This is a genomic window from Paenibacillus nasutitermitis, assembly GCF_014641075.1.
Classification (GTDB): Bacteria; Bacillota; Bacilli; order Paenibacillales; family Paenibacillaceae; genus Paenibacillus_Z; species Paenibacillus_Z nasutitermitis.
The window spans coordinates 267099-287376 of sequence record NZ_BMHP01000001.1; the positions used below are offsets into that span (position 1 = coordinate 267099).

Sequence of the window (20278 nt, forward strand, 5' to 3'; positions counted from 1 at the left end):
AGACAAATGGAAATGACAAAAGAAAAAACGACTATTGTGTTGTTTAGCGGTGAATTGGATAAAGCGATTGCGGCCTTTATTATTGCGAACGGGGCGGCGGCGTACGATCACGAAGTGACCATCTTCTTCACCTTCTGGGGTCTGAACACGCTTCGCAAAGACGAAGTTGTGAAGACCAACAAAGGCTTGCTGGAAAAAGCGTTCGGATGGATGATGCCCAGAGGCGCGAACAAGCTTGGCTTGTCCAGAATGAATTTTGCTGGAATGGGACCCAAAATGATTAAGCATGTTATGAAGAAGCATAATGCGATGACGCTTCCTCAGTTAATCGAATTGGCGCAAGAGCAAGGGGTTAAGCTCGTGGCATGCACGATGACCATGGACCTGCTCGGCCTGCAGCAAGATGAGCTGATTGACGGCCTTGAATATGCAGGGGTGGCCACTTATTTGGGCGACGCAGCGAACGCGAAAGTAAATCTGTTCATTTAAGTGTTCATGAGATTATTTTTTTGCTTTATAATATACCCATACATGTATAACATCAATCGAAGGGTAGGGGTATGAATGAATTATAATTACACGGATCAAATGAAAACCCGGCTAAGAAGGATCGAAGGTCAGATTCGCGGTGTGCTTCGATTAATGGAGGAAGGCAAGTCATGCAAAGATGTGGTGAGTCAATTATCCGCTGTTCGTAATGCCTCGGATAAGGCAATCGCTCACATCGTGGCGGAGAATTTGCAGCAATGCCTCTTGGAAGAACAGGCAGCCGGCAACAATACGGACAAGCTGGTTAAAGAAGCCGTGGAGTTACTTGTGAGGAGCAGATGAATTTCAGGGCAATCGATGGGGAATTCTAATCCCGTATAGCATTTCACAATCCACACTATCGAGGTGCTTTAAATATCATGTTCAATTTTACAGTTGAGACGGCAGCAACACCCGAACAAGCCATAGCAGATCTTACGGAAAGCCTGAAAGTAGAAGGTTTCGGGGTATTGTGGGAACTTGACATGAGGGGGAAGCTTGCAGAAAAGGGAGTGGAATTTGACCGGGATTATTACATTATCGAGGTATGTAATCCGGCTGAAGCCAAGAGGGTGTTAACCGAAAATCCCTTGGTCGGGTACTTCTTGCCATGCAAGATGGCGATTTACGAGGAAAACGGAAAGACCAAAATGGGAATGCCGAAGCCCACGGTCTTGATGGGGAACATTGAAAGCAAGGCCCTGATGGAAATTGCTTCAAATATAGAAAAGCGGCTTATCGCCTGCATAGAAAATGCTGTTAAATGAGTCGGTGAGGCACTCTTTTCCGAAGAGAGGTCCACACCTGGACTTTTAGGAAACAAAAGCAGCAATGAAGCTCCCCTATGTTCCTGGGGGGCTTAAACGTTTTGCCTCATAACCACGCGATTCTGGCAGTTTTACATGATCTCAATATTTCGACATTTTTTGCTTATGTAAGCATTGACAAATAAAACTGTAACTGCTAAAATTACAGTATTCAGAAAAGATCTATGGCGACACATTATAGAATTGAGGTTGCCATTGAATCGTCTGAACAAGTGTAACTAATCGAGTTACAGATTGTATGCAAATTTCGCGACAGGTGGTGTTCAAGATGACATTTGAGATCAGCGATTGGGTACAGGCGAATACCAGCAATGGGGAATTAATTCATGGATATATCGAATCCATGGATGGGGAACAGGGAATTGCCAAGCTAATGGTTATAAAATCGGATAATGAAGAGATCGTAGGGAAAATGATCACGGTACGCGAGCATGGTCTGAAGAGGTTGCCGGCAGCCTCGTTCGATGATGTCGGGCACATACTGAACCTCATTGATCTGGCGCTTTCCACGCATGACGAAGCCTGGTTTATGGAGCTGACCGAGAAACTCAAACCGGCTGGCCTGGCCGCGAGGGAGAACCACCTCATACCGAGAATTCATCAATCGTTTACCAACCGGCTCGGGCTTTACGATCTTAAATAATAGCCGACCGTCATGGTATAAAAATAACCTTCATCTATTCAATCGTCAAGTATGAAATGCTTGGCGATTTTTTGTGCGCTTTTTCATGTATCGAAGACAGGCGGGTCATTTCCGGTACGTTATTAAGCTTGATCCCCTCTCGGCTCTTCAGGTATATTAAAATCGTAGAGACGTTCACGAACGGGCCTTGCATCCTGCAAGGTCCGTTTCATTCATGAGGTTGTTTCCTGAAGGATGGCATTGTTGTCGGGATTGTCGGATTGCACATTAGTATGCAAAGGAGTGCGGCACTGATGAATATGAAAGCTTTGGTATTTGAGGCCCCACGCAAAGCGGTCGTCAAGGAAGTTCCATATCCAAAACCGAATCACAATGAGGTTACGATCAAGGTTGCGAGCACGGGGATTTGCGGCACGGATATTCATATTTTTGAAGGTGAATTCATATCGCCTTATCCGATTATTCCAGGGCATGAATTTTCGGGCATCATCTATGAAATTGGCTCTAATGTAAGCGGATTCGAAGTCGGGGACCGGGTCAGCGCCGATCCTACACTGTATTGCGGAGCCTGCGAGTTTTGTCTGACCCAGCGCACCAATCAATGCCTGAATTGGGGGGCGCTCGGCAACACGGTTAATGGCAGCATGGCCGAGTTCGTGTCCGTGCCTGCGCGCAATGTGGTGAAGCTTCCGGATGAGATGAGCTTCCAGGAAGGAGCCTTCATTGAACCGATGGCATGTGTCGTGCATGCCATGAACCGGCTGCAGACCAAGGCTGGAGACCGGGTTATTCTCTTCGGGGCGGGAGCCATGGGGCAGCAGCTGGTTCAGGCATTGATCCATTCGGGCGCATCGGCAGTGGTGGTAGTGGATATGTCTCCTGGCAAGCTAGAGCAGGCTGTCAAGCGCGGGGCTACGAGAGGCGTGCTGGCTGAAGAAGCGGGCGAGCTGCTGCATACGCCGGAATACAAGCACGGCTTTGATATTGTGGTGGATGCGACGGGCATCCCGGCTGTCATAGAGCGGGCTTTTGCTTTCATGGGGCCAACGGCCAAATATTTGCAATTCGGCGTCACGGCAACGGATGCGCGGATCAGCTTGTCCCCTTTCGAGTTATATAACAAGGACTGGACCCTTATCGGCTCCATGGCGATCAACCAAACCTTCCTGCCCGCCTTTCACTGGGTGAAGGAGAAACGCGTAGAGCTTCTGTCCCTAATCTCCAGGGAAATTTCCCTGGACGAAGCGCCGGCTTTCTTCGAGCAGGCCAAAAGTCCGGACTGGTTCAAGATTCAAATCAAGCTGTAGACGAAAAGCCGTCTTATTCCAGAAAAATCGTATCGAACGGATAGTCCTGCCTCCTGATCCGGTATTCGCGCGGAGACAGGCCCAGATATTCGCGGAACACTTTGCCGAAGTAACTGGGGCTGTCGAAGCCGCAAATACGGCCGATTTCCTGAACGCTGCTATTCGTGCTCCGGAGCAATGCAACGGCTGCCTCCACTCGCCGGCGGCGCAGAAATTCCAATGGCGTAATGCCTTCCTTCTGCTGAAAGAGACGGCAAAGATAGGATCGGGAAATGCTGCAGTTCGCAGCGATTTCCTCCAGGGAAAGGCTGCGCGCATAATGCTCCCTCATAAAGTCCTTCGCTCTGCGAATGGGCTGGGGAGACACGGGCCCTGCCGCCATGGACGTTTCCGGCGCCAGTAAGGACAGCATGAAACCGTATAACAGCTGCGACAGGGAAGCGGAATCGGAGATCCCATCTATGGATACCGCCCGGTACAGTTCCCAGAACCGCTCAAGCGTCTGCGACCCGGCCTGCAGCGAAACGATCGGCCCTTTTCTGGCGAGAATGCGTTCCCACATGCGGACAGCATCCTCGCCTTTGGCATTTAACCAGATAAATTCCCACGGCTGGTCCTGCCGTCCGGCATAATAATAATGGTGCGAGCTGGGGATTTTCACAAGAAACCCTTTTCCAGCATGAAGCACGGAGGACTCGCCCCCGATCTCTATTTTTCCTTCCCCGCTCAAAGTATACTGGAATACCACATGCCCGTGATCCGTCCGTGCATGCCCTTCATTCCCGTAATTCGCGGAGCATGTGCTCTGCCAGCCGATGGAGTCAAGCAGCATATAGGGGAGCGGCTCGGCATAACGAAACGCGTAGGAGCCTGGCTTCAGCATAGATAATCCTCCTTTTATCTGAAAAGGAATGGCGAAAGTTGAAGAAGATGCCAGATCAACATAATAATATTGTTGCATACTTAATAATAAAATTTTACCATACCCGCGTAAAGAATACTGTGATTGGATAGTAACTCGTACGTACGATATCAATTTTGTTATAGAATGGGTACTATTTTAAGATTGATGCCGCCCGCTCACCTTGTTAAGATGAAGCCATAACAGGATCAAAGCTTTTCGTCAAAAAACGATGTGAAGAATACATGGGCAAAGGGGATATGGCGTGAAAGATACGATGATAGCTTTTGAAACCCGACCACTCAGTTCACTTACGAAGGTATTTGCCGATTCGGAGCTTGCGGATACGCGCAAAGCCGAAGGAACTGCTCTCTGGAAAGAGATTTTCTCCTTCCAGATCGCTTATCGTGCAGACGATTCCGTTGCCGATCTTCGCATAGCGGTTGATTCGCCGCTTGCTCCATATATCACGATGCGGACTGTCGGGCTCGCCCCATCGGAGATGCCGGTGTACGCAAATCCCGATGAACATTATTTGCGCACGGTACCGGGACTGTTTCCAGATCCCCTGTACCCGTTGACGGAAGGACTGCGGGCGGTAGCCGGTCAATGGCGGTCGGTATGGGTCACCGTCGCTCTTCCTTCCCGGCCGGAGGCCGGTGATCCGCTTTATGCCGAATCGACGGCATCGTACCCGATCGACATCGTAATCACGGATGCGGAAGGTAAGCAGCTGGGCGCAGAGCGTTTCCAGCTGGAAGTGATCCAGGCCGAGCTGCCTGACCAGAAGCTTCTTCATACGGAGTGGTTTCACAGTGATTGTCTGGCAACCCAATATGGCGTGGAAGTATTCAGCGAAGCCCATTGGCAGCTGATCGAGCGTTATGTGCAGAATGCCGCTGCTCACGGCGTGAATATGCTGCTGACACCGCTGTTTACGCCTCCGCTGGATACCGCTGTCGGGGGCGAACGTCCAACCGTTCAATTGATTGGCGTAGAACAGCTGGACGGGCAGGAGTACCGGTTTGATTTCACGCTTCTGAAGCGCTGGGTCCAGATGTGCCGCAAGCAGGGGATCAAGCATTTTGAATTTTCCCATCTGTTTACCCAGTGGGGCGCCAAACATGCTCCGAAGATTGTCGCTGCTGTCAACGGAGAGGAGAAACGCATCTTTGGCTGGGAAACAGAAGCGACCGGGGAGGAATATACCCGGTTTCTGGATCAGTTTCTGCCGCAGCTGGTTCAATTCATCCGCGGGCAGGGTCTTGAGAAGAACAGCTATTTTCATGTCTCGGATGAGCCGCATGCGGAGCATCTGGAAGCATACCGTCAGGCAAGCCATATTCTGAAACGGCATCTGTCGGAGTTTTCCTTTATTGAAGCGCTGTCTGATTATGAGTTTTTCGATCATGGACTTGTACCGATTCCGATTCCTTCCAATGATCATATCACGCCTTTCCTGGAGAATGGCGTAGAGCCCTTGTGGACGTATTACTGCTGCGGCCAGCACAGGGATGTCTCCAACCGGTTCTTCAGCATGCCGTCGTCTCGCAACCGCGTACTCGGTCTGCAGCTATATAAATTCGGCATCCAGGGATTTCTCCATTGGGGCTACAACTTCTGGTATTCGCGTCATTCCATCCATCCTATTGACCCGTTCAGGGTGACTGATGCCGTCTATGCATTCCCGTCCGGCGATGCCTTCGCCGTCTATCCGGGAGCGGAAGGGCCGCTGGATTCCATCCGCTGGGAAGTTTTCCATGAAGCCTTGCAGGATCAGCGGGCGCTTGAGCTCCTGGAGCAGCTTGCCGGCAAAGACGAAGTGCTGGAACTGCTGGAGCGAGGGCTGGATGAAGCGATAACCTTCAAGAATTATCCGGTGGATAAGGACTGGCTGCTGGGTACGCGGGAGAGTATCAACCGTCGTATAGCGGAGCTGCTGGCCGATAAATCCTAACAAACGCATCGCATAAATATCCATATGCAAACATGAAGCTGCCGGCAAAGATGCCGGCAGTTTTTTTGCTGCACTTTCCCGCCGAGTTCCATCGTTCGCATTTAGAGAACGCCGGAGAGGGGCTCCTTATGAGTTGAACAGGGGCTGTACGATTAGGTTATACTATCATTCAAGGGTGCAGCAAGGCTGTTAAAATTTCGCCTGCCCATTACATGCGGAGAGGGTCATGGCTATGAATAAGCTGAAAGAACGATTTTTGCAATCCAGTCTGAGAAACAAACTGATACTGGCATTCGCCTGTTTTATTATTGTTCCCTTCTTCGTCGTTGGCGGTACCTTGTCGTGGCTGTATGTCAATTCCAACCGCACCATGCTGCTGGATGCGGTCGTAGAGAACAACAAGCAAGTTATTAAGAACATTGACACCTCGCTTCAGCCCATTATGCGCTTATCGATCCTACCCATGCAGGATAAAACGCTGCTTCAGATGATGAATAAGGATTACGCGGCCTCGCCTTATCCTCTCTATGAGAGGGAAAAAGATTTTGATACGGCGGGAGGCATTATCAAGAACAGCATGCTGCTGAATTCCGATCTGATTGACTCGGTCGTTATCTACCAGAATACGAACAAGATCATCCTGGGACGAAGCCATAACGATTATATGAATCACGCCTATTTGCAGTCCGATTTTGCAAACGAGTCCTTCGTCCGGAAGGTACTGGAGAAAAAAGGCGAAAATGTGCCCATTGGCATTCATTCCGATCAACTGATGTCATTTCGCGGCACCCCAGTTGTTTCGGTCGGCCGGGCCATTGTGGACCCGTATACGAAGGAAGATCTCGGTTTCATCCTCCTGAATGTGGGGATCGATAAATTAAAGACGTTATGGAGCGACATTCATTTCACGAATCATACGAGATTCTATCTGGTGGATGAGCAGCAGCGGCTGATTTACAGCCAGAACAATGATGAAATCGGAAGTCTCGTCTCCGATGTGCTGGGCAGCGAGTTTGATTCGATCCGGGGCGAGGGCAAGGATTACAGACAGGACCGGGAACATTATTTGATATCGGCTACCGCAGCGAGCGCAAACTGGACGGCTATTACGGTCATACCCAAAAGCGAGCTCTTCGGGTTTGTGAATACCATCGTTCAGACTATTGCCATCTCGCTGCTGGTGCTGCTCGTTCTGTCCATCATTACTTCGGTATACATCGCTACGGGCATAACGAAGCCTCTTCTGATTTTGCAGCGGAAAATGAAGCTCGTCTCCCAGGGGAATCTGGATGTGACGATTGATATCCAAAAAGGCGAAGTGGGCAAAATCAGCATGACGATCGACAATATGCTGGCAGAGATCAGAAGGATGATTGGCCAGATTTACCGGGACGAGCAGGAGAAACGGCAGCTGGAGATGCTGGCGCTGCAATCGCAGATCAAGCCGCATTTTATGTACAATACGTTGAACGTGATCAAATGGATGGCTAAAATCCAGGGCGCCTCGGGCATTGAGGAGGCGTTGGGGGCTTTTTCCGCTGTTATCCGGTTTACGGCTAAGACCGAAAGCGATTTTGTTACCGTTGCCGAGGAGGCCGCGTTTATCCGGAATTATACGCATATTCTCGATGTCCGTTATTTCAATAAATTCGAACTTTCGATGGATATCCAGCCGGAGGTCATGTCTTATCAGACGCTGAAGTTTCTGCTGCAGCCCTTGGTTGAAAATGCAATCTTTCACGGATTTGACGAAATCCCCTACAAGGGCAAGCTTGGGATTCGCATCTATGAAGAAACAGGCCATTTGGTCATGCTTGTAACTGACAATGGACGCGGCATGAGCCAGCAGGAAGACGAGAAGCCGGCCGCGACTGGCGGGCAGCTCAATGCGATCGGCATGGATAATATCCGCAAAAGAATTGAACTGCATTTCGGGGATGCTTACGGCCTGTGGATCACAAGCGGGCCTGACCAGGGGACAACAGCCAAAATCATCGTCCCCATCATAAATGGACAAGGAACAGGTGAATAGAGATGAACATCTTTATTGTAGACGACGAGCCTCTTGTACGAATCGGGATTAAGTCCTCCAATGACTGGGAAGAAGCGGGGATGACCATTATCGGGGAAGCGGGCGATGGCGAAGAAGCGCTCCGGCTCATCGGGGAGCTTGACCCGGATATCGTTCTGTTGGATATCAAAATGCCAAAAAAGGACGGCATTCAGGTACTGAAGGAAATAAAAGAAAATGGTTTCAAGGCCAAAGTCATCATTCTCAGCAGCTTCGATGATTTCATCTATGTGAAACAAGCGATGAAATTAGGCGCAGTAGACTATTTTCATAAACCAAGCATGAACATTCAGGAAATCATCAGTCTGCTCCAAAGCCTGAAGGAGCAGCTGTCCAAGGCTCAAGGAAGTCTGCCGCTTCCGCAGGATCAGATCCCTGGAAAAGAAGTGATTCTCCGCAGCCTGATTGAAGGGAAGACAGAATATGCGGGGCACACCAGGCTGCGTGAAGGAAATTTGCATATCGTGCTTTTCAGCGTGAAAGAGGCAGCGCAGGTTATGAGAAGGTATACGAAGGAAAGTCCTTCTGTTTTGCAGAATACGATCCGCCATCTGCTTGGCGAGCTGCTTGCCAAAGAAAATGAAACTGAATTTTTTCAGGTAGAGGACAATCTGTTTTGTGTTCTGATCGGCTACAGCAAGTCGAATAGCACACAAGCTCTGTTTGCATATATCAATGATATCGTGCTTCTGATTCATTCCTCGTTGAAGCGCTTTGTCAATATTGAAACGGTATTCGGCGTCAGCGACGGGTTTCAATATTTCGGAAAAGCCGGACAGGCTTTCGATCAGGCAAGGGAAGCGCTTGGCATGAAGTTTTATCAGCCTGGCGATCCGGTATTCTACTACCGTCCGCTTCTGGACGGCGAGGAGAAGGTCGAGCGGATCCATGCCTATGTGCTGGCAATGAAAAACGGCTTGATGGAAGAGCAGTATGATCAATTTGCCACCAATCTGCAGGAGTGGGAGCAATATATTCAGCAGCATGAATGTCTGAGCGAGCAGGATGCGAAGAAAATCTACGAAGGGCTCCTGTTTATGCTGCAAAATGAAGAGCAGGTCCTGGCGAAACCGTCCCAGGTGGAGGAAATCGAAACCTTCTCCGATCTGTCGGCTTATTACCATTCGCTCTACAACGGGCTGCTTCGGGAGAGAATTTCCGGCGCCTATAAGGAATATAATCCGCTTGTTCAGAGCATTATACAATTTATTGAAAACCAATATCAGGAATCGATTACGCTCAAAATGCTGGGCGAGACCTTCCATGCGAGTCCCAATTATATCAGCCGTGTGTTTAAACAGGAGGTGGGGCGCGGACTGTTTGACTACTTGAATGAAATTCGGATTGATAAAGCCAAAGCGCTCCTGAAAGATTACCGCTACAAAATTTACGAAGTTGCCGAGAAGGTCGGTTTTAAAAGCCAGGTTCATTTTGCGATTGTGTTCCACAAGTATGTGGGCAAGCCGCCCAAGGAATACCGCAAAGAAATAGGGAGATTTCCATTAACAAATGATGATGAGAATAAAGAATAGCCGAAACCCGGTCCTGCAAGAACGCATTTGGTCTATTTGAATAAACGAATGGTGATCTGAATAATTTTTTTGGGGAATGTAAACCTTTATTATACGTATAGAAGAGAATCAACTACGTGCAGATAGAGGGGGAAGAACATGAGAAGAACAGGTAAGCTTACGGCTTTATTGGCTTTGTCTTTGGTTCTGGTAATCAGTCTTGCGGCTTGCGGAAACAAGAACAATGGCAATAATCAAGGAAGCACAAATGGCGGAGGTGCCAGCAATCAGAAAGCAACCGTTACGATGGGATTCTGGGGAACGGCGCAGGATCTGAAAATCTATCAGGATGCGGCAAACACCATTTCCGAGGAATATCCCAATATTGAGCTGAAAATCAAGCAGTATCCAAGCAGCGACCAGTTCTGGAATCAGCTGCCGGGTGAGATTGCGGCCAAAGTGGCTCCGGATTTCATCAAGATCTCCAACGAAGGTTCTTATGAGTATATTCAGAAGGGGTTATTCACCCCGCTCGACGATATCGTGAAATCCACAGGTGTGGATATGAACAAATTCAGTCCCGCTTCTCTGAATATCTGGAAGGTGGATGAGAAGCTGTACGCGGTTCCGAACAGCAGCTCGCCGGGGATGTTCTTCATTAATGAAGACATGTGGAAAAAAGCCGGACTCGGCGAATATCCGAAAACCTGGGATGAAGTGGAGACCGCAGCCAAGAAGCTGACGACCAAGGATGTACACGGCATCACGATCAATCTGGATCCATACCACATCTCCAATTACATTAAATCTTATGGCGGCGGCTGGGGTTTTGGCAAGACCATCAATTCCCCGGAAAATGTAAAAGCCCTGGAGAAGATTTTCGAAATGTACAAGGCAGGTATCGCCGTCACACCGAAATCGCTCGGCTTTGGCTGGGACGGGGAAGTATTCTCCAATGGCAAATCGGTTATGACCACAGGCGGTTACTGGTATAAAGGATTCCTGAAGGATGCGGCTCCGAATCTGAAATATTCGGTCATTCCGGTTCCCGAAGGCACGGTCAAGGGAAGCACGATGATTGCCGACTCGTACGTGGTGCTCAAAGGCGCCAAGAACAAGGATGCGGCGCTTCAGGCAGCGTATTACATGACCAATGAAAAAACGCAAAGCGAATTCCTGAAAATCGGCAATAACTCGGCGGTAGAGAGCTTGTCCGCCAAGTTTTTTGAAGAAAATCCCGATTTCAAGGCTGTACAACCGGCTATGGAATACAGCACCGACTTTGAATATCCGGCCGAATCGAAGAAATTTAAGGATGAGCTGGTCAATCAGCTCGAATCGGCCATCCTGGGCGGATCGAATAAATCGGCACAGGACATACTCGACGGTATACAAGCCCAATTCAAATAATTTGTCCGTTCCCGTTTCCGCTTATGGAACGGGAACGTTTTATAATCCGGTAGAGGGAGGGATATGATGGCATCTCAAGGCAACGGGACGATACAGGAGCCGGCAGGAAAAAACGGGAAACAGCCCTGGCTGCGTTCGATCGCAGATACCGACTTTACAGTCGGCTGGCTGTTTTGTCTGCCGTTTCTGCTGTTATGGCTGTGGTGGTTTCTGTACCCTTTTTTGCAGTCGTTTATTAGAAGCTTTCAGGATGCGAATTTTGCGGCGCTGGATGAGGCCAAATTCATTGGCTTGCAGAATTACATCACGATCCTGCAGGATCATGAGTTTTACCGGGCCGTGCTTCATTCGCTGGAAATCGTGGTGATCGCCGTTCCGGTCCAAACGATCATCGGTTTGCTGATCGCGATCCTGGTCAATCAGAAGGTGAAGGGCAAAGGCATCTTCAGAACGGTGTTTTTCATTCCGTACATTACCTCGCAAATTGCGATAACGACAGTATTTATGATGCTCTTCAAGCAGGGCACCTTCGTGACAGAATTTTTCTCGCTGTTCGGGTTCGCCAACACGACCTGGTATGCGAGTACCGATTACGCGCTGCTCTTTGTATGTATTCTATTTATTTTCCAACAATGCGGATTCACGATGATCGTATATCTGTCGGCCCTGCAGGAGGTGCCGAAGGATCTTTATGAAGCGGGTCAGATGGACGGCGCGTCCAAATGGGCGGCGTTCCGTTATATTACCGTTCCTTATTTGAAGCCGATCACGTTCTTCATCGTGTCGATCGCTACGATTCTGGGCTTTCAGATTTATGATCAGATTGCCGCGATTTCCAGATATGGGGCGCTGGGTTCGCCAGCCGGGGCGACGAGTACGGTCGTGACGTATTTCTACCAGAACGGGATCCGTTACATGAACATCGGATACGGAAGCGCGGCGGTGGTGCTGTTTTTCTTCATCATCATGCTGATCACGTTTCTTCAGAAGAAACTGCTGGACGAGAAGGGGTGAGGACAAATGGCCGCTAAAAAAAGAATGACGCTTATTAGTATCTATGCGCTGCTGGTGCTGTTTGGCCTGCTGTTCGCCCTCCCATTCCTGTACACCATCTATACCTCGTTTCTGACGATGAAGGACGTGAATCAATTTTCCGGCATCCCGGAACTTACGGTCGCCAATTACAAGATGTATTTCACGAACGAAGCCTATGACGTGCCAAGATGGCTGTTGAACACAGTTATTATGACAGCGCTGGTCATACTCGGCAATCTGGTCATTAATCCCATGACGGCTTTTGCGCTGGCCAAGCTGCAGTTCGCCGGCAAGAAAGTGATTTACTGGATTGTCGTCGGATCGATGATGGTGCCGTACCATATGATTCTGATCCCCGTATATGTGAATGTGGCACAGCTGGGATGGCTGAATTCCTTCTGGGGTCTGACGGTTCCGTTTCTGTATCAATGTCTGTATATCTTCATGCTGCGGCAGTTCTTCATCAGCGTGCCCGGTGAATTTATTGAAGCCGCCAGACTTGACGGCCTGACCAAGATGGGAGCCTTCTGGAGGATCGTCTATCCGCTGGCCAAGTCTTCGCTGATTACAATGTCGATTCTGGCGTTTGCCGGGACGTGGAACAGTTACCTGATTCCAAGCACCCTGGTCAATGTGCCGGAAATGTATGTGCTGGTTGTCGGGCTCAACAGCGTGAAGGATCTGTTCTTCGAGAACACGCCGCTCATTATGGCCGGTGTGGTGCTGACCACGCTGCCGATTCTGATCTTTTTCTTTATTTTCCAGAAGCAGTATATCGAAGGGGTATCAAGCTCGGGCGTGAAAGGCTGATTGCCCGGGAGCGACGCCCATATTTTCCAATAGCAGCACTCAGAAGAACCGCCAAGTCTTTCGCTTGGCGGTTTTTTATGCTTGGCAAAGAAGAATTTCTCCTCGCCGGGGGAGTTCTTATGTATAGGGCAAGATCCGTTCTCTTTTAATCAGAATGGTGCATATATCTGGAAGCGGTTTCTTGATAATATGGGTAGCAGAAAAGAAAGAGGTGGCAGCTATGACGCAATTGTTTATTCCGGCAGACCGGCGAGCATCAGATGGTCAGCAGCGCAGTGGGAAGCACCCCCCTATACCCAACCTTTGGCTGAGAATGCGCAAATACTGGATTCTGTATCTGCTCATGATTCCGGTAATCGTATACTATGCAATCTTCCGCTATTATCCGCTGGTACTGCAAACTGTGCTCTCGTTCAAAAACTACATGCTGCTCAAAGGAGTCTGGGGCAGCGAGTGGGTGGGCTTCGGCAATTTTCGCGATGCGGTCACCCATCCCGACTTCAATCACATTCTGGTCAACACGATCAGCATCAGTCTGCTGCGCATCGTGTTCGGATTTTGGCCGCCGCTGATCCTGGCGATTCTGTTATTCGATCTGACCTCGTCCAAGCTGCGGAGGATCAGCCAAACGCTGGTATACATCCCCCATTTCTTCTCCTGGGTAATTGTTTACGGCATGGTGTACGCGCTGTTTGCGAATAGCGGGTTGCTTAATGGGATTGCCGTGGCGATGGGAGGCTCCGTGCAGAACTTCCTGCTTTCTTCCGACTGGTTCCGTCCGATTCTGATCGGATCCGCCATCTGGAAGGAGATCGGCTGGGGCACGATAATCTATCTGGCTGCGCTGATGACGATTGATCCCAGCCTTTATGAAGCAGCTAAAATCGACGGCGCGGGGCCGCTCACGCGAATATTCCGGATTACGCTGCCAGCCATTTCGAACATTATCGTTTTTTTGTTTACATTGTCTCTGGGGGGCATTCTGTCCGCAGGCGGAGAACAGATTCTGCTGTTCTATAACCCGGCCACCTATAATGTAGGCGATGTTATTGACACCTGGATCTACCGCCAGGGTTTTAACGATTTGCAGTACAGCTTGTCCACGGCGGTTTCTTTTTTCCAATCGATGGCCGGTCTGCTCCTGGTACTTGCCGCCCACAACGTGTCCAAGCGAATAACTGGCATCGGTATTTGGTAATGAGGGGGAGACAACATTTGATCAAACAGATGAACGCTGAAAAAGCATACCAGGTCGTAATTACGATTCTCATTCTGCTCGTCTCGTTATCTGCATTATTACCGCTGATATATGTTCTCTCCACTTCGCTTGTCAGCGAACAGGAATACATTCAGCGGGAAGGATTCGTTTTCATTCCGCGCCATCCGACGATCGAGCCGTACAAGCAGCTTTTTGGAGAGATCCAATTCATGAACGCTTTCGGCATCAGCGTGGCGAGGACGGTTCTGGGAACCCTGCTTATTTTAACCTTAACCTCCATTACCGCTTATACTTTGTCGCGCAAAGACATTCCCGGACGCAACCTTCTCATCTGGAGTGTACTGGTGACAATCCTGTTCACAGCCGGGCTGATTCCCAATTTCCTCGTCGTAAGCGACCTGCATTTGAAGGATACCTTCTGGGCGATGGTGATTCCCGGGGCGATCGACAGCTGGAGCGTACTGGTGCTAAAGCAGTTTTTCGAGAATATTCCCCGCGAAACTGAGGAGTCCGCGATCATTGACGGGGCCAACGAGCTGCAGCTTATGTCCCGCATCATGCTGCCGATGAGCCTGCCGGTCTTAGCGGCGCTGGGATTGTTCGCGGCAGTCGGACATTGGAACGCCTGGTTCGATGCTTTCATATATATTTCCGATACGCATTTGCACCCGCTTCAGCTGTTTATCCATAATTTGTTTGTCAGCTCCAGTCCCACTGCGCTGGTTGGCGGCAATATGAGCGTTAATCCTGTCCATCGCGTCTCGGATGAAACGATGAAGATGGCGCTGGTTGTCGCCGGGACGCTTCCGATTCTCTGTGTCTATCCGTTTCTCCAGAAATATTTCACCAAAGGCATGTATCTCGGCGCTGTGAAAGGCTGACAAGTGAGCAAGTGTATGAATCCAGGTATCCGGCAGCTTGCTAAAAATACAAATAAAAAGGGGAAAAGCAAATGAAAAAGAATGTTGTTACTAGTCTGCTAGCGGTTTTGTTGATGGTATCGCTTGTATTGACTGCCTGCAGCAGCAACGAATCGGGCAAGGCTTCGGAAAACACAGACGTCAACAGGCAGAATAATGCCGACGGGGAGCCGGTGGAGAGTTCCAGCAAAAAAATTACCATCAACCTGCTGGAAACAGGGTGGGTCAATACGCCGCTGTCGAACGATCCCTGGAAACCGTGGGCGGACAGCAGATACAACGTTGACTTCAGGCTAACCGCCATCCCCGGGGGCGATCTTCAGCAGAAGCTGACCGTCGCTTTCGCCTCGCAGGAACCGCCGGATCTAATCTTCACGGGAGACAAGACGCTGATTGAGAAATTCTATAAGCAGGGTGTGCTGCTCAATGATTATACGCCTTATCTCGACAAGCTGCCAACCATGAGCCAATATTTCAATGACGGTACTAAAGCCTTCACATCAAGAGAGGGCAAAATGATTATGCTTCCGCTTGCGCCTGATAAAAACCGCTGGACCGTACAGATCCGCAAAGACTGGCTGGATAATCTGGGAATGAAGGAGCCAGCCACCGACGAGGAATTATTCGCATATTTGAAAGCGGTCACCTTCAATGACCCTGATGGCAACAATAAGAATGACACGTTCGGCACAACCTCGGCGGGAACCGGCAAGGATCTGTCTCTGTTCAGCAGCTTCGAGCTGATGTATGGCCCCACCGGCTGGTATATTGGCGATGACGGCAAGGTGAACAGCTCCATGCTGGATGGAACGCATAAGAAAATGCTGGATTTCGTAAAAAGGCTGGTAGACGAGAAAGTCGTCGATCCGGACTGGTATTTGCAGGACTGGGGTAAAATGGGCACAAAAGTGCATGGCAGTAAAGCAGGCATGATCTGGTATCCGTCCCGGGAGCTGATCAACGAGGAGTCGAGAGACAAGAAAAACGAAGATTATCTGAGCTTCTGGGAACCGATCCCGATTCCCAAAGGCTCGGAAAAAGGTGGCAAGCTTGGTCCCGATCCCATTGCAGGCGGTGTATATGCGATCTCGGCCAACGCGGCTTCCGACCCTGACAAATTGGACCGCATCCTGCATATACTCGATGACGGCCAATATCCCAACGAAGGGTATCTGGGTTTCCGCTGGGGTGTAGGCGTACCGGGTGTCGACCAGCAGATCCAAAAAACCGAGGATGGCAAGACTTATATCAACATGAAGGATGACTTCCGCGCGAAGAGCGGCAACTCGGCCGGTATTGATTATGGAACCTGGGTGAACTTCAATGGCACCGACCCTATTCTGGAGCTGTCGGAAGCCTCGCCCGGCAAGCTGACCCTTACATGGGCCGCTGCGGAAGAGAAGGTGAGAGGTTTTGACAAAAGCAAAAATTATAACGATCTGCTTAACCTGGATGCGACGATCGTGTCCGACCTGAAGAAGCTTCAGGATGAATTCGATATTCAGTATGTGCTTGGAAAAGACAGCAACTATGACAAGTTCATGGAAACCTGGCTGAACAACGGCGGCCAGCGGCTGCTCGAAGATGCAGCCGCGCAGTTCAAAGCGCAAGGATTGCTGCAGTAATTTACGAAGAGCGCGTTCGGGTACCGGCAAAACCTCCATTATATATGGGGGTTTTGCTGCTGCTGCTATACCGCCAAAGTCAAGTCCATTCCCGGCAGACGGGCGTTTGAGGTAAGATGGAAATAAAACAAAGGGACGATAACCAAACATGGCTGCAAATCTAAAAAAAATGTTTCGTTACCGGTCGTGGTCGCTGGCGCTGAAGCTGACGGTTATCTTTTCCGCTCTGATTACGGCTATTGTCGTGTCTGTTGGTGTAAGCTCTTACATGTCCTATAAAAAAACGATCCGCAACGAGATCCAGCGATTCGTGCCGCAAACGCTTGTTCAGGTCAACCGCCATCTGGACACCTATATAAGCGAAATGATCAGCATCTCCCAGGAAATTCTGAAGGCGCCCTATTATGATTTATTTCATGAATTCGAAAACGCCTGGGAAATGGGCGGCAACAAGCCGACCATTGAAAACTCGCTGCTGCTGAACCAGGCCATTCAGTTTGTCAGCAGGGGGTATGACCGCCATTTGCTTGGGCTCATCTACTACAGCAGCGACGGTTATGCCTATATTCGCACGAACACTGGAGGAGGCAGCTGGCTGCAGCGTGATTACCATCAGGAGGATTGGTATGTGGCGAGCCGGAAGCTGTCGCTTTCCATCCTCGGGACAAGGAAAGAAATTTTGTTTGATAACGAGCTCCGAATCGAAAGGGCTCCTTACGCGTTTACGATTGTGCAGCCAATTCCGAACCAGGAAAAAAACGGAATCAGCGGTATTTTGCAAATATCCGGCGACCTGGAGTCGGTGAGCAGCATTCTGGTGGGAATGGATATGGGGACGAACTCGAACATTTATATTACGGATAACGGCGGGAAAATCGTTTATTCGAGCGACAACCGGCTGCTCGGCAAAGTATGGGAAGCGGATGACGGCATTGATCTGAAGGCTGCCCATTCCGATATGGGTTCGCAAGTTATCGATTTGCATGGGAGCAGGATGCTGGCCAGCTACAGCAAATCAACCAAAACCGGATGGACCGTCATCAGCATGATCCCGATGAAGGCGCTGACTAGCGGAATCAGCAGCGTCGGAACGTGGACGGTGGCGATGGTGCTGCTCGCTGTCATCGTATCCGCGCTGGCTGCGAGAATGATTGCCTACGGGGTGACGAATCCGATCCGTCATCTTAGCAAGCAGCTGGATAAGCTGGACGAGGACAACTTTCGGATCATCCATAAGCCGGAGCGTTCCGACGAAATAGGCGTATTATGGAAAGCTTATGAGGGAATGGTCATGCGGATCCGGATACTGGTTGAGGAAGTGCTCAAGAGCAAGCTGCTCAAGCAGGAATCGGAAATCAAGGCGCTGCGCAGCCAGATCAACCCCCATTTCATCAATAATGCGCTTGAAAATATCCGGATGACACTGGTGCGGGAACGTTACGGACAGGTGGAATCGGCATTGGTCAGCCTCGGTGATATTATGCGTTATCAATGTATGCACATGGAGGAAACCGTACCGGCAAAAAAAGAAATCGAAATGGTGCGAAACGTGCTCCATATCCAAAAAATCCGTTTCGGTGACAGGCTAAGCGTCGAGTATGCGATCGATGCTCAAGTGGACGATATGCTTATCCCCAGCTTTATGATCCAGCCGCTGGTTGAAAACGCGGTTAAATACGGCATCTCCCCGGATGATGGATGTATCCGGATCGTGATCAGGATCAAAGCCGAATCAGGATATATTATCGGCTCGGTAATCGATGAAGGGGAAGGGCTTGATGCCGGCCAACTGGATCATGTCATTCAATTGATGGAGTATCCGGATAAAGGCGGCCCCCAAATCGGACTTTCCAATATCAGCCAGCGTCTCCGGTTAATATACAACGGCAGAGCGGAATTTGCCATCGACAGCGCGAAAGGGGCGGGTACGATCGTAAAATTCCGGCTGCCGGTCATTCTTAATGATGCGGGGGCTGAGGAGCTTTGATGAATATCGTCATTGTCGATGATGAAATTGAAATTCGCGAGGGACTTCGCCGTCTGATCGAAAAGCTGGACAATGCCGGTCATTACCGGATCGCAGCGGTATGCGACGGAGCCGTTGAAGCTCTGGATGCGCTTTCGCGGGAGAATGTCGATGTGCTGATGACGGATATCCGGATGTCCCAGATGGATGGACTGCTTCTGACGGAAACCGCCAAGAAACTTTATCCTGCCCTCCAGGTCATTATGCTAAGCGGCTACTCGCAGTTTGATTATGCGAGGCAGGCTCTGAAGTTGGAAGCAAGCGACTATTTGCTCAAACCGGTGCGCAAGGAGGATTTGGAAGGGGCGCTCGCCAAGCTCTATGACCGTCATGTGGAGCTGCGAGAATCCCGGATTTATCTGGATCAGGAAGAATTCCGGCAGCGGCTGTCCGGGTACGCCGCGATAATCGCGGCCGATGAAGACGGCACTACCGGCAGCGAGCTTCAGACAACGGAGCTGACTCTTGCCATGAAAGACATCGTCGCCGGGCTGCCGAATGCGTATCTGCTCAAAGGATTTATTACCAAAAACGGTTCGGGAGCGGTAGTTGGACTATATGGCGGTTCGGCGGCGGAGGTGGAGAAGCTGATAGGCGGGATTTGCAGCGCCGTACGGGAATACGGCGAACGAATGGAAAGCCCGGTCAGTATCGGCGTGTCCGATATCCTACAGGATCAACGTGATGCCCATACCCTTTATCTGCATGCCTGTACGGCATTGGCCAGCCGGATTATCGGGGGCGGAGGGGTCTGGTTCTACAAACCGGCAAGCTTTAACGGGAACCTGTTCCGAATCGATTTGAGCCGCATTGACGTTTCGCTCGACATCCTTGATTTCACAGCGCTGGGCAAGGAGATTCAGCAGTTGATGGAGGTCGCGGCAGATAGCGGCGAGATCGGGTTTCTCATCTGGACTATCAATACGATCATCCTGTCGCTGAACGAAAAAGTGAAATCGTTCAACCATCTGAATGAAGCGGCCCCTTATGATATATCCGCCTTTCTGTTCAAAATATTATGGTGCCGGAGCCGCGGGGAATTGGCTTCTTATATGCAGGAACGGGTGAAGGCCTTGCTCTGCCACTTGTCTCCCGAAAAAAGAGAGGGGCATATCATTCAAAAAGCTAAACAGTATATCCGGCTCCATCTCGATGAGCCGCTGACGCTTGCCGATATCGGGCAGGAGGTGTGCGTTAGCGTCAGTTATTTGAGCAGGCTGTTTCGGGAGAAGACTGGAGGCACGTTTCTTGAATATTTGACCGGGGAGAGGATGAACCAGGCGAAGGAGCTGCTATCCGATCCCGGAGTCAAAGTGTATGAAGCGGCTGAGAAAGTCGGCTATGGCAGCTGGAAGCATTTCAGCCGGACCTTCAAAGAAGTGACAGGACATACCCCAGCCGAATACAGGCAGAATTTATACAGCCGCAGCGAGCCCTGACCGCTTGGATCAGATGCGGGGTGGTCTGCCAAAACAGGTCTCCTTTCTT

At 50.1% G+C, this 20278-nt stretch carries 17 protein-coding genes; 16 read left to right on the forward strand and 1 reads right to left on the reverse strand.

Going from position 1 to position 20278, the window contains the following annotated elements; translation table 11 throughout:
• Positions 1–6: 6 nt before the first annotated feature.
• The 5 genes from IEY46_RS01165 (at position 7) to IEY46_RS01185 (ending at position 3305) form a co-directional block, all read left to right on the forward strand.
• A complete protein-coding gene (locus IEY46_RS01165; protein ID WP_188988343.1) occupies positions 7–489 on the forward strand; it encodes a DsrE/DsrF/DrsH-like family protein in 483 nt (160 codons plus the stop codon).
• 75 nt (positions 490–564) lie between these two features.
• A complete protein-coding gene (locus IEY46_RS01170; RefSeq protein ID WP_188988345.1) occupies positions 565–831 on the forward strand; it encodes a metal-sensitive transcriptional regulator in 267 nt (88 codons plus the stop codon).
• Positions 832–908: 77 nt separating this feature from the next.
• The gene (locus IEY46_RS01175; protein ID WP_188988347.1) at positions 909–1295 is read left to right on the forward strand and encodes a DUF302 domain-containing protein; all 387 of its coding nucleotides are present in this window, start codon (positions 909–911) and stop codon (positions 1293–1295) included.
• 328 nt (positions 1296–1623) lie between these two features.
• Positions 1624–1998 carry an IDEAL domain-containing protein gene (locus tag IEY46_RS01180; RefSeq protein ID WP_188988349.1) on the forward strand — a complete coding sequence of 125 codons (375 nt, stop codon included), beginning with the start codon at positions 1624–1626 and terminating at the stop codon, positions 1996–1998.
• Positions 1999–2291: 293 nt separating this feature from the next.
• Positions 2292–3305, forward strand: a complete 1014-nt coding sequence (locus IEY46_RS01185) for a zinc-dependent alcohol dehydrogenase family protein (protein WP_308422768.1) — start codon at positions 2292–2294, stop codon at positions 3303–3305.
• A 13-nt stretch (positions 3306–3318) separates the two neighbouring features.
• Here the strand turns inward: IEY46_RS01185 and IEY46_RS01190 are convergent, their stop codons facing one another.
• Positions 3319–4188, reverse strand: coding sequence for an AraC family transcriptional regulator (locus IEY46_RS01190; protein WP_188988351.1), 870 nt, complete (start codon positions 4186–4188; stop codon positions 3319–3321).
• Between the two features lie 283 nt (positions 4189–4471).
• Between IEY46_RS01190 and IEY46_RS01195 the strand changes: the two genes are divergently transcribed.
• The 11 genes from IEY46_RS01195 to IEY46_RS01245 all read left to right on the forward strand — a co-directional run bounded on the left by IEY46_RS01195 (position 4472) and on the right by IEY46_RS01245 (position 20229).
• Positions 4472–6163, forward strand: coding sequence for a DUF4091 domain-containing protein (locus tag IEY46_RS01195; RefSeq protein WP_308422769.1), 1692 nt, complete (start codon positions 4472–4474; stop codon positions 6161–6163).
• 232 nt (positions 6164–6395) lie between these two features.
• On the forward strand, positions 6396–8195 hold the full coding sequence (locus IEY46_RS01200) for a sensor histidine kinase (RefSeq protein WP_188988355.1): 1800 nt from the start codon (positions 6396–6398) through the stop codon (positions 8193–8195).
• A 2-nt stretch (positions 8196–8197) separates the two neighbouring features.
• Positions 8198–9766 carry a response regulator transcription factor gene (locus IEY46_RS01205; protein WP_188988357.1) on the forward strand — a complete coding sequence of 523 codons (1569 nt, stop codon included), beginning with the start codon at positions 8198–8200 and terminating at the stop codon, positions 9764–9766.
• A 138-nt stretch (positions 9767–9904) separates the two neighbouring features.
• On the forward strand, positions 9905–11155 hold the full coding sequence (locus IEY46_RS01210; RefSeq protein WP_188988359.1) for an ABC transporter substrate-binding protein: 1251 nt from the start codon (positions 9905–9907) through the stop codon (positions 11153–11155).
• 66 nt (positions 11156–11221) lie between these two features.
• Positions 11222–12169, forward strand: coding sequence for a carbohydrate ABC transporter permease (locus tag IEY46_RS01215; protein WP_188988361.1), 948 nt, complete (start codon positions 11222–11224; stop codon positions 12167–12169).
• Positions 12170–12175: 6 nt separating this feature from the next.
• The gene (locus IEY46_RS01220) at positions 12176–13000 is read left to right on the forward strand and encodes a carbohydrate ABC transporter permease (protein ID WP_188988363.1); all 825 of its coding nucleotides are present in this window, start codon (positions 12176–12178) and stop codon (positions 12998–13000) included.
• A gap of 220 nt (positions 13001–13220) precedes the next feature.
• On the forward strand, positions 13221–14198 hold the full coding sequence (locus IEY46_RS01225) for an ABC transporter permease (RefSeq protein ID WP_229749983.1): 978 nt from the start codon (positions 13221–13223) through the stop codon (positions 14196–14198).
• A gap of 17 nt (positions 14199–14215) precedes the next feature.
• On the forward strand, positions 14216–15100 hold the full coding sequence (locus IEY46_RS01230; protein ID WP_229749984.1) for a carbohydrate ABC transporter permease: 885 nt from the start codon (positions 14216–14218) through the stop codon (positions 15098–15100).
• Positions 15101–15171: 71 nt separating this feature from the next.
• A complete protein-coding gene (locus IEY46_RS01235; protein WP_188988368.1) occupies positions 15172–16764 on the forward strand; it encodes an extracellular solute-binding protein in 1593 nt (530 codons plus the stop codon).
• A 148-nt stretch (positions 16765–16912) separates the two neighbouring features.
• On the forward strand, positions 16913–18751 hold the full coding sequence (locus tag IEY46_RS01240; protein WP_188988370.1) for a sensor histidine kinase: 1839 nt from the start codon (positions 16913–16915) through the stop codon (positions 18749–18751).
• Positions 18751–20229 carry a response regulator transcription factor gene (locus IEY46_RS01245; RefSeq protein WP_188988372.1) on the forward strand — a complete coding sequence of 493 codons (1479 nt, stop codon included), beginning with the start codon at positions 18751–18753 and terminating at the stop codon, positions 20227–20229. The genes IEY46_RS01240 and IEY46_RS01245 overlap by 1 nt, the downstream gene beginning before the upstream one ends.
• Positions 20230–20278 lie beyond the last annotated feature (49 nt).

Bases quoted from the DNA above. Each gene is read 5' to 3' on its own strand.
- IEY46_RS01175 (WP_188988347.1), top strand. From the start codon at position 909: ATGTTCAATTTTACAGTTGAGACGGCAGCAACACCCGAACAAGCCATA.
- IEY46_RS01225 (WP_229749983.1), top strand. From the start codon at position 13,221: ATGACGCAATTGTTTATTCCGGCAGACCGGCGAGCATCAGATGGTCAG.
- IEY46_RS01185 (WP_308422768.1), top strand. From the start codon at position 2,292: ATGAATATGAAAGCTTTGGTATTTGAGGCCCCACGCAAAGCGGTCGTC.
- IEY46_RS01200 (WP_188988355.1), top strand. From the start codon at position 6,396: ATGAATAAGCTGAAAGAACGATTTTTGCAATCCAGTCTGAGAAACAAA.
- IEY46_RS01205 (WP_188988357.1), top strand. From the start codon at position 8,198: ATGAACATCTTTATTGTAGACGACGAGCCTCTTGTACGAATCGGGATT.
- IEY46_RS01240 (WP_188988370.1), top strand. From the start codon at position 16,913: ATGGCTGCAAATCTAAAAAAAATGTTTCGTTACCGGTCGTGGTCGCTG.
- IEY46_RS01180 (WP_188988349.1), top strand. From the start codon at position 1,624: ATGACATTTGAGATCAGCGATTGGGTACAGGCGAATACCAGCAATGGG.
- IEY46_RS01165 (WP_188988343.1), top strand. From the start codon at position 7: ATGGAAATGACAAAAGAAAAAACGACTATTGTGTTGTTTAGCGGTGAA.
- IEY46_RS01190 (WP_188988351.1), bottom strand. From the start codon at position 4,188: ATGCTGAAGCCAGGCTCCTACGCGTTTCGTTATGCCGAGCCGCTCCCC.
- IEY46_RS01235 (WP_188988368.1), top strand. From the start codon at position 15,172: ATGAAAAAGAATGTTGTTACTAGTCTGCTAGCGGTTTTGTTGATGGTA.
- IEY46_RS01220 (WP_188988363.1), top strand. From the start codon at position 12,176: ATGGCCGCTAAAAAAAGAATGACGCTTATTAGTATCTATGCGCTGCTG.
- IEY46_RS01215 (WP_188988361.1), top strand. From the start codon at position 11,222: ATGGCATCTCAAGGCAACGGGACGATACAGGAGCCGGCAGGAAAAAAC.
- IEY46_RS01170 (WP_188988345.1), top strand. From the start codon at position 565: ATGAATTATAATTACACGGATCAAATGAAAACCCGGCTAAGAAGGATC.
- IEY46_RS01210 (WP_188988359.1), top strand. From the start codon at position 9,905: ATGAGAAGAACAGGTAAGCTTACGGCTTTATTGGCTTTGTCTTTGGTT.
- IEY46_RS01245 (WP_188988372.1), top strand. From the start codon at position 18,751: ATGAATATCGTCATTGTCGATGATGAAATTGAAATTCGCGAGGGACTT.